The sequence below is a fragment of the Abyssogena phaseoliformis symbiont OG214 genome, from assembly GCF_016592595.1.
In the GTDB taxonomy this organism is placed as follows: domain Bacteria; phylum Pseudomonadota; class Gammaproteobacteria; order PS1; family Pseudothioglobaceae; genus Ruthia.
Genome location: NZ_AP012977.1, coordinates 1,290,406 through 1,304,556, shown reverse-complemented (window position 1 = coordinate 1,304,556; position 14,151 = coordinate 1,290,406). Strand labels below are relative to the sequence as shown.

At 36.7% G+C, this 14,151-nt stretch carries 17 protein-coding genes, 2 tRNA genes and 1 pseudogene; 13 read left to right on the top strand and 7 right to left on the bottom strand.

Annotation, left to right across the window (positions count from 1 at the left end):
- The first annotated feature begins 463 nt into the window (after positions 1-463).
- The 13 genes and pseudogenes from CVPH_RS08270 to nadC all read left to right on the top strand — a co-directional run bounded on the left by CVPH_RS08270 (position 464) and on the right by nadC (position 8,887).
- Positions 464-1,015, top strand: coding sequence for an FG-GAP repeat domain-containing protein (locus tag CVPH_RS08270; protein ID WP_201341268.1), 552 nt, complete (start codon positions 464-466; stop codon positions 1,013-1,015).
- A gap of 244 nt (positions 1,016-1,259) precedes the next feature.
- Entirely contained in the window at positions 1,260-2,459 is a 1,200-nt protein-coding gene (locus CVPH_RS08265) for a toxin TcdB middle/N-terminal domain-containing protein (RefSeq protein ID WP_201341267.1), read from the top strand.
- Between the two features lie 67 nt (positions 2,460-2,526).
- Positions 2,527-2,982, top strand: a complete 456-nt coding sequence (locus CVPH_RS08260) for a hypothetical protein (protein ID WP_201341266.1) — start codon at positions 2,527-2,529, stop codon at positions 2,980-2,982.
- A gap of 46 nt (positions 2,983-3,028) precedes the next feature.
- Positions 3,029-3,157 (top strand): RHS repeat domain-containing protein, encoded by a 129-nt coding sequence (locus CVPH_RS08255; RefSeq protein ID WP_201341265.1) that lies wholly within the window; start codon positions 3,029-3,031, stop codon positions 3,155-3,157.
- Between the two features lie 431 nt (positions 3,158-3,588).
- Positions 3,589-3,897: a hypothetical protein gene (locus CVPH_RS08250; RefSeq protein WP_225879689.1), complete on the top strand. Its 309-nt coding sequence runs from the start codon at positions 3,589-3,591 to the stop codon at positions 3,895-3,897.
- Positions 3,898-4,169: 272 nt separating this feature from the next.
- Positions 4,170-4,505 (top strand): hypothetical protein, encoded by a 336-nt coding sequence (locus CVPH_RS08245; protein WP_201341263.1) that lies wholly within the window; start codon positions 4,170-4,172, stop codon positions 4,503-4,505.
- 99 nt (positions 4,506-4,604) lie between these two features.
- On the top strand, positions 4,605-4,748 hold the full coding sequence (locus CVPH_RS11060; RefSeq protein WP_342590434.1) for a hypothetical protein: 144 nt from the start codon (positions 4,605-4,607) through the stop codon (positions 4,746-4,748).
- A pseudogene (gene aat / locus CVPH_RS08240) lies at positions 4,749-5,261 on the top strand (leucyl/phenylalanyl-tRNA--protein transferase); the annotation flags it as partial.
- 44 nt (positions 5,262-5,305) lie between these two features.
- Complete coding sequence (locus CVPH_RS10850; protein ID WP_281064637.1) at positions 5,306-5,437, top strand: hypothetical protein; 132 nt, start codon at positions 5,306-5,308, stop codon at positions 5,435-5,437.
- A gap of 6 nt (positions 5,438-5,443) precedes the next feature.
- Positions 5,444-6,685: a diaminopimelate decarboxylase gene (gene lysA, locus CVPH_RS08235; RefSeq protein ID WP_201341262.1), complete on the top strand. Its 1,242-nt coding sequence runs from the start codon at positions 5,444-5,446 to the stop codon at positions 6,683-6,685.
- Positions 6,678-6,980 carry a ribosome assembly RNA-binding protein YhbY gene (gene yhbY / locus CVPH_RS08230; RefSeq protein WP_201341261.1) on the top strand — a complete coding sequence of 101 codons (303 nt, stop codon included), beginning with the start codon at positions 6,678-6,680 and terminating at the stop codon, positions 6,978-6,980. The genes lysA and yhbY overlap by 8 nt, the downstream gene beginning before the upstream one ends.
- 7 nt (positions 6,981-6,987) lie before the next feature.
- The gene (gene lpxB, locus CVPH_RS08225; RefSeq protein ID WP_201341260.1) at positions 6,988-8,073 is read left to right on the top strand and encodes a lipid-A-disaccharide synthase; all 1,086 of its coding nucleotides are present in this window, start codon (positions 6,988-6,990) and stop codon (positions 8,071-8,073) included.
- Positions 8,033-8,887: a carboxylating nicotinate-nucleotide diphosphorylase gene (gene nadC, locus CVPH_RS08220; protein ID WP_225879688.1), complete on the top strand. Its 855-nt coding sequence runs from the start codon at positions 8,033-8,035 to the stop codon at positions 8,885-8,887. The genes lpxB and nadC overlap by 41 nt, the downstream gene beginning before the upstream one ends.
- Here the strand turns inward: nadC and cysQ are convergent.
- The 7 genes from cysQ to orn all read right to left on the bottom strand — a co-directional run bounded on the left by cysQ (position 8,873) and on the right by orn (position 14,146).
- Entirely contained in the window at positions 8,873-9,634 is a 762-nt protein-coding gene (cysQ, locus tag CVPH_RS08215) for a 3'(2'),5'-bisphosphate nucleotidase CysQ (protein WP_201341258.1), read from the bottom strand. The two genes, nadC and cysQ, sit on opposite strands and share 15 nt — an antisense overlap.
- Positions 9,635-9,678: 44 nt before the next feature.
- A tRNA-Ile gene (locus tag CVPH_RS08210) sits at positions 9,679-9,755 on the bottom strand.
- Between the two features lie 7 nt (positions 9,756-9,762).
- Positions 9,763-11,574, bottom strand: a complete 1,812-nt coding sequence (rpoD, locus tag CVPH_RS08205; protein WP_201341257.1) for an RNA polymerase sigma factor RpoD — start codon at positions 11,572-11,574, stop codon at positions 9,763-9,765.
- Positions 11,575-11,675: 101 nt separating this feature from the next.
- Entirely contained in the window at positions 11,676-12,629 is a 954-nt protein-coding gene (locus tag CVPH_RS08200; protein ID WP_201341256.1) for a ribose-phosphate pyrophosphokinase, read from the bottom strand.
- Positions 12,630-12,699: 70 nt separating this feature from the next.
- A tRNA-Gln gene (locus CVPH_RS08195) sits at positions 12,700-12,774 on the bottom strand.
- Positions 12,754-13,611, bottom strand: a complete 858-nt coding sequence (ispE, locus tag CVPH_RS08190; protein ID WP_201341255.1) for a 4-(cytidine 5'-diphospho)-2-C-methyl-D-erythritol kinase — start codon at positions 13,609-13,611, stop codon at positions 12,754-12,756. Before ispE ends, CVPH_RS08195 begins: the two co-directional genes overlap by 21 nt.
- Complete coding sequence (orn, locus tag CVPH_RS08185) at positions 13,604-14,146, bottom strand: oligoribonuclease (protein WP_201342462.1); 543 nt, start codon at positions 14,144-14,146, stop codon at positions 13,604-13,606. The genes ispE and orn overlap by 8 nt, the downstream gene beginning before the upstream one ends.
- Positions 14,147-14,151 lie beyond the last annotated feature (5 nt).

Genomic DNA, 14,151 nt, shown 5'->3' with positions numbered 1-14,151 from the left:
GGTTAACTATCCTAGTGGCATTAACAAAAAATTTACATCTGCAAGCAACTACAATAGTAAAACACTAAACTGGAACCTTGCCACTACCAAAGATAAATTTAACAACGTTATTGACTACAGCTATACGATAGATAATAACATTCATTATATTAATACCATTAGTTATAACAATAACAAAATCACTTTTAATTATAAAGATGCTCCACACCACTACATTAGCTATAGATTTAGTACAAAATATGAACACAATAAACTACTTGACAATATCACAATTAACACCAATAGCAACCCCGTTAAAACTTATAAGCTAAATTACCGCATAAGCACTACCTATTCCAGAATAGATAGTATAACACTTTGTGATAGCAGAGATACTTGCACCAAGCCACTTGTTTTTGGTTACAAGCAGATTAAGAGTAATAATGACCCAGATATTAGTGATATTATTGCCAATGCTGATGAAGTGTTAAATTATGGTGTTGCTGATTTTAATAACGATGGTGATAATGATGTCTGTTATTTAGACAATATGGGTCTTAATTGTGCATTAGGAAACGGCAGCGGTAAGTTTAGTGGTTTTAGCAAATGGATAAACGCACTCAATGATAGCAACTGGCACAAATTAGAACACAGTAGCAACCTTAGTTTTATTGATATTAATCATGACGGCTGGACAGATTATTGCAGTGTTGATGATAAAGGTGTATTTTGTGGACTAAACAGTAAAAACAATTTATTTGTTAGTGATAAATATTGGTCTACTATCGTCAATGTTGAAAGTGCCTTAAGGTTTATTGACATCAACAAAAATGACCTAGTCGATTTATGTTATTTTGGGGATGGCGGGGTTTATTGCGCCAATAACAATAACAACGGTTTTGGTACTCAGTATCAACATAGTAATTTGGTTTTTGATATTGAACTGAGTGATACCAAAATACCACAACCACGATTTCTAGATACAAATGCGGACGGCATATTAGATATTTGTGGATTTAAAAACAACGCTTATTAATGTGCTATCGGTTATAAAAATAGCAGCAATAACTTTGTTTACAACAACCCAACTAACTTTATCAGTGATTTAAATCTGCAAAGTTACAGTAAAAAAGAATTAGAAAGACTTAACAATACTTTCAGACTTTCAGACTTTCAGATATTAACAATGATGGTCTTATTGACCTATGTTATCGAGACAAAACCAATTTAGAATATGCTTGTCATTTAAATACAGGCAGTAACTATGCCAATAAATCCCTTTGGCTACACTACCCAATGAAATGGCTCACACCAGTAATGGTTTTTCGGGTAATTATGATAATTCAATACATTTTAGTGATGAAAATGCAGATGGACTTACAGATTTTTGCATAATTATTGCTGATAAAAGATGGTGCTATCATAACGTAAATAACCGTTTTAGTCAGAATGCGAACAAAACAATTTTAGATGTTGATTTAAGTGCTATTAATAAAACCACTAGTGGTTACACTAGACCACTTAAAAAATTATTTGGTTTAAGTACAACCTTTCACACCCTGATAGTTAATGCCAGATATGGGCCATTTAAAACAATATCAGACTTAAACAATGATGGTTGGAATGATTTTTGCTATCGTTCATATGGCGGACTAAATTGTGTTTACGAAGAAAAACAACCCGTCGCCTTACTGAATAAAGTGATCAATAGTTTTGGTCTTAGTACAAGTATTAACTATGAGAGGCTTAACAATGCTAACTACACACCTAATAACAGTAACTATCCTGTTATTAGCGTCACTCCGCAATTAAATCTAGTCAGTAGTATTACTGTTGATACGCCAAGAGGTGAGACTAACCAAGCCAATTACCACTATAGCGGTTATAAATACCATCTTGGTGGCGGCTCACTTGGTTTTGAATTACTATCCGTTACCAATCCAAGTAAGAATACGGTTGTTACTATAAAATACGAACAAGATAAAGAAGATTTAATCGGCAGTATTATTGAATCATCTACTACAGTAGGTGGTGTGCTTACCTATAAAAAGCAATATGAATATCAACTAGCCAAACCTTATAACAATGTTAAAGATATTCAAATAACTAAAACTACAGAAGCCTTCTATGAAAACAGCACTTTAGCCAAACAAATTGTAAACCAGTACAGCAACTATAATCAAGCACAAAAAATTGTTAAGACTAAAAACAATAGCCTTGGACAAAATCTAGCAACCACTAGTGTGGGAGAATATACACAAGATTATAATAATTGGATTTTAAATCTACCAACCACACTAGAAGTCACGCACACCAGAAATAGTAAAACCACAAGTGCAGACAAAAGAGGCAACACTAGAACAAGTACTAAAACCTATGACAACTTAAAAACAAACCTTACCTATGATAGCCTATGTCGAATAAAAACCAAAACTCTAGTAGCAGGAGAAATCATTACTTACACTTACGACTGGGAGTGATGGCGTAGCACTTGGCGCTGATTATCAAAGCTTAGGATTTAATCTTAAAGACAGCAGTATTTATAGTGTGATTGTCAGTAGCAATACTGACAGCTGGCATAAAACCTACTATAACGCCATTGGTAAGAAAGTTAGAGAAGTAGCCCTTGTTGATAATGACAAACACAGTGTAACTGACATTGTCTATGATAAACATGGCAATATCAAAGCACAATCTTTGCCATATTTTGAAGGTTTGTTTGCAGGCAGTAATATGGCTTGGACGGTCTATGAATATGACAATAAAAACAAAATTGTCCAAGTTAAAACCCCAAATGAACATGGCGAATATATCAATATCAATACTGCTTATGATGCAAACACTATTACCACCGACAATCAAGGGCAAATCACCAAAACTACTAAAGACATTAATGGTAATGATAAGAGTATTGTCAAAAATAATAAGCAAGCTATTAGCTATCACTATGATGGCATTAGCAACCTAACTAAATCGATAAAGACGGCAGTATCATTACCCTAAAATACGACGATTTGGGCAACAAAACCAAAAGCATCGGCCCCTGGCTATGGGCACTTGGTCTTATGTTTATAGCGCCTTTGGTGAGCTGATTACACAAACCGATGGTAAAGGACAAATTACCAGTATTAAATATGATGAACTCGGTAGAATTATCAAAAAAATCTTAGCAGGTTAGGCCTCTAGTTGGGTTTATGATAATAAGGGCTAAGGGACTAGCATCTGAAAGTAAAACGGTAAGCAAGTACCCAAACTGTTGGCAAATCTTACAGCTATGATAGTTTATCAAGACTCAGCGAAGTAACGCTAAGTGTTACTGATAATAACAACACCCAAGACTTTGCTACCAAATACAAATACGATGAAAACTCTAGAATTAAAACCATCACTTACCTTGATGGTTTTACTGAACATAAAGACTACATCCTAAGTGGTGGGACAAAAAGAGTCTCTGTACCTAAAAATGATATCTGGGATTATGGGACTACCCCTCTTTAGAAAAATCTCTAGCACAAACTGCAATAAGGATTGCATAGCTTAATAAGGAAGCAGAAGAACTAGAAACCAAAGCACAAGAATATTTGAAAGAAGCTAGTAAATATGAACATTATGCTGATAATTATCAAAGAACTTCTGAATAGATATGAAGGCTACGCTGATAGACTAGGCTATTATTCAGATAGATATTATCAGTATTATCAAGCCTATCAAAGAACAGTAAACAGCTTTAGAGCTGAGGCTAATTACTATTATAGAATGTTTGGTAATGCAACACTAAGCTACGTTAGAACAGTTAACGGTAAACACTACTATAGAAACACAGACTGCACCAGTAAAAACTGGAAAGGCAGTTGTAGAAGACAAAATAACTACCACGCCTATATCCCAACTTGGATGATTTCTAATCAAAGAGTTTGAGAGCGAAGAGGCTCAAGTAAAAACAGATATTGGCATTGTTACTACACCCCACAAAGAAAAATCAATGTCTCGTAAATATATAATAAATGGGCAGACTACTACGAGAATATAGCGAAGAGATATAAGCGCTACTCCGAGATTTATGGCAAATGGAGCGATCCGTTACCAAGAGTATTCCGATAGATATGAGCAGTATGCAACTAACGCACTAAAGATTGCCAATAACTATAAAACATAAGCCTCGCAGCAAACCGCTGAACTCATCCAAAATAATGGATGAGTTAGAGGATCAAAAAAACACCCAGCAAGAATTGCAAACCGCCCTCAACAACCGCCTCAACGACACCACTAAAGTCGCCCTATGGACAGCAACCAGTTATGACGCTTACAACAGACCAAAAAGTATCCTCCATGGCAGTGGCTTACTCACTCGTAACATCTACAGCAAGTGTAACAACAACCTAAGTGCTATTGAAATCGGTAGAGGCGGTGATTTGATTAACAACATGAGTTATAATTATGACAATCACAACATTATCAATATTGATAATGCCATAACAGATGAATCTCATGGTTATGATTATGACGGCATGGATAAAATAATCTGAAAACATAACCAACAATCGTTCCTTACTATTTTTGATGACTGCTAAATAATAATCATTTTTTTTATTCCCTAAATTGCATTTAGTTGATATGACGTTCTAGTGATTGAAATACCTAAGAATTTTGTTTTGTCATCTGTTGATACTGCTTTTGCAGATGTTGAGCTGGCGTTAGAAGAATCTAACGGATTGATTACATTAGGTGGTGAATTAACAACTCATCGGCTTTTAGAGGCGTATCGATAGGGAATTTTCCCTTGGAATGGTGAGTCAGAGACAGTGCTTTGGTATTCTCCAGATTCGAGAATGGTGATTACTTTAGAGCAGCTTCATATTTCAAAAAGCCTTAATAAAACAATTCGTTCTGATAAGTTTGAGATTGAAGTCGATACAAACTTTGAACGTGTGATTCACTATTGTAGAACCATTCAGCGTAAAAATCAAAACAGCACCTGGATTGACAATGATATGGTACATGCTTATACTGAACTTCACTCACAAGGATTTGCACATTCGGTTGAGGTGTATGAAGATTCTAAATTGGTAGGTGGGCTTTATAGCGTTGTTTTAGGGCAGGTGTTTTTGGAGTCTATGTTTTCATTAGTGCGAGGCGCTTCTAAAATTGCTTTTGTGTATTTGCTCATGAATATGCCTTATAAATTGGTTGATTGTCAAGTTGAGAATCCGCATTTAAAAAGTTTGGGGGCTTTTAATATACGGCGTTGTGTGTTCACTAAACTATTAAAAGAATTACTGTAAAATAGTCTGTGATTTAAATAAAAAAAAACAGGTCAAGAGACAATATGGAAAAAATAACTAAATTTGTAGTATTAGCCTTTATTGTTGTTGGTATTTCTGCTTGTGGTAAGATGGGCGAATTAGAACGTGTTAAATCGTCATTATTAGTCACGCCAAATATCACTCAAACGGCATAATCAACCTTGGGTTTTTCTTATCAAAATCACATACTACATGCTGAATCTGTCAATATTACAGATTTGATGGAGACTTATGGATCGCCACTTTATGTCTATTCTCGCACTGATATTGAGAATAACTGGTATGAATTTGACCAAGCATTTGGTACACATCCACATTTGGTTTGCTACGCAGTTAAAGCCAATTCTAATTTAGCAGTGCTTAATGTTCTGTCTAAAATAGGTTCGGGTTTTGATATTGTGTCTATTGGTGAATTAGAGCGCGTTTTATTTGCTGGAGTAGATGCATCCCGCTGTGTATTTTCAGGTGTGGCGAAAACAAAGGCTGAAATTAAACACGCTTTAGAAGTAGGTATTTTTTGCTTTAATGTTGAGTCCATGGCGGAGATGAATCGCATTGAGCAGGTGGCAAAAGATATGAACGTGCAAGCACCAATTTCGCTACGTGTTAATCCTAATGTTGATGCAAAAACACACCCGTATATTTCGACAGGACTTAAAGAAAATAAGTTTGGTGTTGATATTGATGATGCTGTTCCTATTTATCAAATGGCACATGATTCACCTTATTTAACCGTCAAAGGGCTGGATTACCATATTGGTTCACAAATAATAGAAGTGTCTCCTTTTTTAGACGCACTTGATAAAGTGCTTGAATTGGTTGCCAAACTTGATAAGATTAATATTCGTATCACTCATTTGGATTTAGGTGGTGGTGTTGGCATTAAGTATGACAACGAACAAACGATTGATATTAATGCTTATATTGCCTCAATTCTTGACAAAGTGGGTGATTTAAAAATTATTTTAGAGCCAGGTCGGGCAGTTGTTGGCAATGCTGGTATATTTATTACCAAAGTTGAATTTTTAAAGCAAAATTCAGATAAGTCATTTGCAATTATTGATGGCGCAATGAATGATTTATTACGTCCTGCCTTTTATCAAGCTTATCACCAAGTATTGCCTATTAATGAAAATACTAAGGGCGTTAATGCCAATTGGGATTTGGTAGGGCCCATTTGTGAAACAGGTGATTTTTTAGCTAAAAATAGAAAACTTTCCTTATCTGAAGGGGACTATTTAGCACTTATGTCTGCTGGTGCTTATGGCTTTACCATGAGCTCAAATTATAACTCTCGCCCTAAAGTGGCGGAAGTGATGGTATCAGGCAATCAACACACTCTAGTGCGAGAACGTGAAACCATTCAAGATTTATTTAACAAAGAATATATGATTAATGACTAAATTAACCAACAATCAAAAAAAATTTCTTAGATTAAAAGGCCACAGTCTAAAACCTATTGTAATGGTAGGACAACACGGACTAAGTGAGTCTGTTTTGGCAGAACTTAAGGTAACCATGGAAAAGCATGAATTACTAAAAATTAAAATACGTATTGATGAGAGAGAGGGAAAGCAAAAAATAATTGATAAAATTATTGATACTTCTAATGCTCACTTGGTACAAGTAATTGGCAATATTGTGGTAATTTACCGCGGTTTTGATGAAGAGCCACAAATTATTCTTCCAAGAAAGTAAGAGTCTAATGAGGATTGCAATTAGCGCGGCGGAAACTTCAGGCGACCTAATTGCTTCCAAGTTAGTTCAATCCTTAAAAAAACAAAACCCCAATGTCAGTATTGAAGGCTTGGCTGGGGATAAAATGACGGCTGCTGGATGTATAAAACACTGGGATCAAAAGCAAGTCAATGTGATGGGTTTTAGTGAAGTTTTAAAAAAATTGCCGTCTTTATTGCGTTTGCGAAAATTTATTATTGTCTATTTTTCTAATCAAAAGCCCGATGTTTTTATTGGTGTTGATGCGCCAGATTTTAATTTTGTAATTGAGAGAAAGCTTAAATCTCAAGGCGTAAAAACCGTGCATTTTATTTCGCCTTCGGTTTGGGCTTGGCGCCAATCTCGGGTTAAAAAAATTAAAAAATCAACAGATTTGGTGCTGTGCTTATTTCCATTTGAAGTGGATTTTTATCAAACGCATAATCAAAGAGCGCTATTTGTTGGGCATCCTTTAGCACAAAGTTTGCGACCTAGAAAGCCGCATATTAAGACAAAAAATATTCTTCTAATGCCGGGTTCTAGGCAAAGTGAAATTAAGCTGTTACTGCCTGAGATGCTACTGGCGGCTAAAATAATGTCCATACAAGACCCAGCGCTAATCTTTCACTTGGCTTTAGCGAATGATGAGTTATTAGATTGGGCAACTACTCAGGTGGGGAATATGCCAGTTGAGATTTCTCTTGGGCGTGCACATGCACATATGTTAAATACAGATTTGGCATTGGTTGCATCAGGCACTGCGGCGTTAGAATTGGCGTTGGTTGGTGTACCTATGGTGGTTGTTTATAAATTGTCTAGTTTTAGTTATTTTATTGCTTCAAGACTGGTTAAAAGCAAATATATTAGTCTACCAAATATAATTGCCAATAAAAATTTAGTGCCAGAATTGATTCAAAATAATGCTAATGGTAATAATATTGCTAAACATGCTATGGTAATCATGAGTTGTGAGAATAAAGTATTGATCAAAGAGTTTAATGCAATTCATCAACAGTTAGATTTGGATGCTAGTGATGAGTCAGCACGTATTATTTATGAATTTATTAACGAATAAATACATTCTTAATAGTGTGGCACTGGCATTAGCTGAGGACTTTGGTACTGGTGATGTTTCTGCTGATTTGTTGTTAGATAAAACAATCACAGCTGAGATTATATCAAGAGAATCCAGTATTATTTGTGGCATAGAATATGCACAGAGTGCATTTTTATCACTTGATGATAAAATCAAACTAGATTGGAAAGTTAAAGATGGCGAGTGCATTGCCTCAGGGCAGGTTTTGTGTTTTTTAGTGGGTGCTTCCAAGGCTATTATTAGTGCTGAAAGGGTGGCGCTTAACTTTTTACAGATGCTAAGTTCTGTGGCGACAAAAACTCATGATTTAGTGAGTAAAATTAATCACACCAATGCACAATTGCTAGACACTAGAAAAACCATTCCCGGATTAAGATTGGCGCAAAAATACGCAGTAAAATGCGGCGGCGGTGTTAACCATCGTATGGGTTTGTATGATTGTATCATGCTGAAAGAAAATCATATTATTGCTTCAGGCTCAATCACCTTGGCAGTTAAATTAGCAATAGAGCAACGCCCAGATCTTCCTTTAATTGTTGAAGTGGAAAACTTAATCCAATTACAAGAAGTGCTCACACTTAGTGGTGTAACCCGAGCATTGTGTGATAATTTTTCCATCAGTGATTTAATACAAGCAGTTGACATGGCCGAAGGTAAATTACCCTTAGAAGCTTCTGGTAATATCAATGAAAACACCATTGTGGCAGTGGCTAATACTGGCGTTGATTTTATTTCTACAGGCAGTATCACTAAGAATATTCAGGCAATAGATTTGTCTTTAAGATTTGTTTGAGGCAAAGAAAATTGGGCTGGTTAAATCATCTTTAGTATTGTAACTTAGAGGTTTTCCATCTTGGCTAACAACACTGCCACCTGCACCTTGTAAAATGCATACTCCAGCAGCAGTATCCCATTCAGAGCAAGGACCAAATCTTGGGTAATAGTCATATTTACCTTCTGCAATAGCACAAAATTTTAGCGCACTACCCAGTTGAGACACTTCATAAGTACTGCATTTTCCTAAATGGTTTTGCAATTGTTCGTTGTGTGACGACCAATGGCCAATGACAATTTTTAAAGGGTGATGGTTAGTGCGTACATTTAATGGTTGAATAGCATCTTCTTGCTGTTTGAACGCTTTGTTTGCATCTGTTGTATAATAGTGTGTTTTGCTTAATGGTGCATAAATCATGCCAAATATTGGCCTGTGTTGTTTAACATAGGCAATACAAATACAAAACTCACCTGTCTGCTCAAGAAAGTCACGTGTGCCGTCAAGCGGGTCAATTAACCAGTATTCATGCCATTTAGAGCGTTCAGAAAATTCAATTATTTCAGATTCTTCTGAAATAATGGGTGTATTTGGTGTGAGTTTTGAGAGTGATTCAATAATCAGTTCGTGTGCGTTTTTATCAGCAATGGTCAGTGGCGTTTCATCTGATTTGATTTTAATATCAAGCCCACTTTTATAAAGTGACATAATCATATCACCAACTTGAGTGGTTAGCCTAATTAGTGGCGGTATGAGCAAATCAAACATGGTTATATTATCACCTCATTGGATATGATAAGTTTTGATGAAAATGGTGGGCCTACTTGGACTTGAACCAAGGACCAATCGATTATGAGTCGATTGCTCTAACCAACTGAGCTATAGGCCCTAAAGGATTATTCCAGAAAGCTTTGTAATTTATGCGCACGAGAAGGATGTCTTAACTTGCGTAGTGCTTTAGCCTCAATCTGACGAATGCGCTCGCGAGTGACATCAAATTGACGACCAACTTCTTCTAAAGTGTGATCAGTATTCATATCAATACCAAAACGCATTTTTAATACTTTAGCCTCGCGAGGCGATAAGTTAGAAAGTAGCTCACTTGTGGTTTCTCTTAAGCTTTCCTTGGTGGTTATCTCAACGGGTGAAGATAGGTTAGTGTCTTCAATAAAATCACCGATATTAGAGTCCTCATCGTCACCAACTGGGGTTTCCATTGATAGCGGCTCTTTAGCAATTTTTAGAATTTTGATGATTTTGTATTCTGGTAGTTCCATTTCAATTGCTAATTCTTCAGGAGAAGCCTCGCGGCCAAACTTTTGCAAGAGTTGGCGGCGTACACGATTAAGTTTATTAATGGTCTCAATCATGTGAACTGGAATACGGATAGTTCTTGCTTGGTCTGCAATAGAGCGAGTAATGGCCTGACGAATCCACCAAGTGGCGTAAGTAGAAAACTTGTAACCGCGACGATATTCAAATTTATCAACCGCTTTCATTAAGCCAACATTACCTTCTTGGATTAAATCTAAGAATTGCAATCCTCGGTTGGCATATTTTTTTGCAATTGAAATCACCAACCTAAGGTTTGCTTCAATCATTTGTGATTTGGCTTTTTTAGCACGACGATCGCCACGGCGATACATTTTGTTTAATGCTTTGAGTTCAGCAATAGTGAGTTGCATCTCCTCTTCAAATTGTTGAAGATTTTTTTGTGCATAATAAATCTCATTTTTACTGACCTTTAGTTTTTCCTTAGTTTTCTCATCTAGTTTAATGGTGCTAAGCCAGTCAAAATTGGTTTCATTGTTAGAAAATGATTCGAAAAAATGTAATCGATCCATGCCCGCATCTAAGCAGGCATTTTGAATAGTTTTTTCTTGTTTTTTAACTTGATCCACGCGACCACAAGTAACCTCTATCATGGCATTAACCAGTTTGGGTGCTAGGCGCAAGTCTGACAAACTTTTGGATAATTGTTGACGTGCTTCAATTGTTTTTTTATGACGAAAGCCAAGTTTTTCGTTGGCCTTGTTGTAAGTTTCGGAGTATTTTGATACGGTTTCAAAACGGTTATACACCTGATTTTCATCGGGTCCTGTGTATTCCATTTCTTCCATGTCTTCATATTCTTCATCGTCATCAAACTCGCCTGCATCAAAAGCGGCTTTTTTTGCAGCAAAGTCTTCTGCGTCACCTTGATAGCCAATAATAACATCGGTCATCTTACATTTTCCTTCTTCTAGGCGGGTATGTGCTTTGAAGAAAAAGTCAGTAATCACAGGATATAAAGTAATGCTTTGCATGATTTCAAACACGCCAGCTTCAATTTCTTTAGCAATGCGGATTTCATCTTCTTGCTCTAGTAAATCAACAACGCCCATTTCACGCATGTACATCCTAACTGGGTCTGTCGTTCTGCCAAATTCTGAATCCAGTGCTGCAAGTGCTGCTATTGCTGCCTCTGCTGACGTTGATTGTGCTTTAGCACCAGATTCAACTACTAGGGTATCTGCATCCGGCACGGTATCAGAAACGGTAATATCCAACTCTTCAAGAATCGTAACAATGGGCTCTACTTGCTCTTGGGTTAATAAGTCTTCTGGTAGGATGTCATTAATTTCAGAGTAGGTTAAGTAGCCTTTCTCTTTACCAACCATGATGAGTTTTTGTAGTGCTTGCTTGTGTGCTTTAGTTGTGGATTTCATAAATTAAAGTTAATGCGTTTGACAAACCAAAGGATGGATTATACCCAAAGTTATCAGTTAAAAATCATAGCCTTGTGCTGTGGTGTTTTTTTACCTGACTATTATGTAAAAATAGTACTAATAGATTGCTCTTCGCTAATTCGTTTGATAACCTCAGCCATTGTTGGTGCAATGGATAATTGCCTAATTTTAGAGCAGTTGGCAGCATCAACATTAAGTGGAATGGTATTAGTTGTTACTAATTCATTCAGTTCAGAACTGTTGATGTTGTTAATTGCATTACCAGAAAGTACTGCATGGGTCGCATAGGCCACTACTTCTTTAGCGCCCCGTTGTTTCAAAACACTAGCGGCTTGGCAAAGTGTGCCAGCGGTATCAACCATGTCATCAATCAAAATGCAAGTTCTACCTTCAACATCGCCAATAACATTCATAATTTTAACCATGTTGGGTGCTGGGCGTCGTTTGTCAATAATGGCAAGGTCTGCATCATTTAAGCGCTTTGCAGCGGCACGTGCCCTTACTACGCCGCCTACATCAGGAGATACAACGACGATGTCTTGGTAATTTTTAGATAGGATGTCTTCAATTAGAACGGGTTGGGCATAAATATTATCAATTGGGATGTTGAAAAAGCCTTGAATTTGGTCTGCGTGTAAATCAACGGTTAATATTCGATCGACACCTGCAGATTCAACCATTTTTGCAGCAAGTTTTGCTGTGATGGGTACACGCGTTAAGCGTGATCTGCGATCTTGTCTTGAATAGCCAAAATAAGGCACAACAGCGGTAATTCGTGCTGCTGATGAGCGCTTAAGCGCATCAACAATAACTAAAAGCTCCATTAGAGTTTCAGCCGGAGAAGGTCCACAAGTAGGTTGAATGATAAACACATCACAACCACGTACATTCTCTAATATTTCAACTTGGGATTCGCCATCACTAAATCTACCTACAAGTGCCTTGCCTTGTATAATGTTTAAACTAAAGATAATTTCGCCAGAAAGTTCGGGATTAGCATTACCGCTAAAAATTTTAATCTTGTTAAGAGGCATAAAGGATTAATCAATACTATTAAAGTGGCCGAATTATACGCCGATAAGAAGACAAGACATAAAAAGAAGTTGGCTGGGCTGGCAGGATTTGAACCTGCGCATGACGGGATCAAAACCCGTTGCCTTACCGCTTGGCGACAGCCCAACTGTGAATCGGAGAAGTATTGATTGCACGCGATACAAAACTCATCCATTTTTTTGGCACTTTTTTAGCCGCTACCAAGGCATCTTTCTCAGTTAAGAATTCATTAAAAACACAACTACCTGTGCCACTCATTCTAGCTTGCCCAATATAATTAGCACGTGTGTTAAGATATTCCAGCGCAATACCAATTTCTGCTTCTAATTCTATGGCCGCTTGCAAGCAATCATTGTGAGTGTTTGCAAGTTCAAAGAACTTGGCCATTTTCCCTTGAGGTTTGCTCATTGTCAATGCATAATGAGAAAAAATTTCTTTAGTTGAAGTATGTTTGTTAATAAAGACCACCAAAAAATAATGACTAGGCGTCTTAACAGGACTTAGAATCTCTCCCATACCTTCCGCCCAAGCGCTTTGAGCAAAGATAAATACGGGTACATCTACGCCTAGACTTAACCCCAATTTCATCAGTTGTACTTGGGTTAATTTTGTATCCCAAAGTTGATTAAGTGCCACTAACGTAGTTGCTGCATCTGAAGAGCCACCACCTAAACCACCACCCATTGGAATATTTTTAACGATTGAGAGATTAGCACCCAGTGTTGCGCCAGTGTGTTGTTGAAGTGCTTTGGCTGCTTTAACGATTAAATCTTGGCTTTGCTCTACATCTTCATTACCACTAATACGTTTAATAACACTATCATTGGTGATAGAAAATTTTAACTCATCGTAATAATCAAGTAGCTGAAAAATGGTTTGCAAATTATGATAACCATCCTCTCTTTTGTTGTTAATGTGCAAAAATAAGTTAATTTTTGCAGGGGCAAGCCAAGTGCTAGACATTAATAAAAACGTTTCGGTAGTGTTTTAACTCATTAATTGAGTCTTGGATATCAGAAAGCGCCAAATGCGCAGAGTCTTTTTCAAATACCATTTTTGCATTAGGCTTCCAGCGTATAATTAACTCTTTAAGGGTAGAAACATCAATATGACGGTAGTGAAAAAATTGCTCCAGTGTTGGCATGTAATTGTATAAAAAACGTCTATCTTGACAAATGGTATTACCACACATTGGTGAGGCGCCTTTGTTAACATATTTTTCTAAAAATTCTAAGGTTTGGGCTTCTGCTTCTTTGCAAGAAAGGTTGCTTTCTCTGACGTGTCTAAGTAGTCCAGAACTGGTATGGTGTTCGGTATTCCACTGATCCATATTATTTAGAATTTCATCGTTTTGATGAATGGTTAAAGAAGGGCCTTGTGCAATAATATGAAGTTGTGCATTAGTAACAATAGTGGCAATTTCAATAATGACATCTTTTTCAGGTATAAGCCCTGTCATCTCTAAATCAATCCAAATGAGGTTAGCTTCTTTATTCATCATAA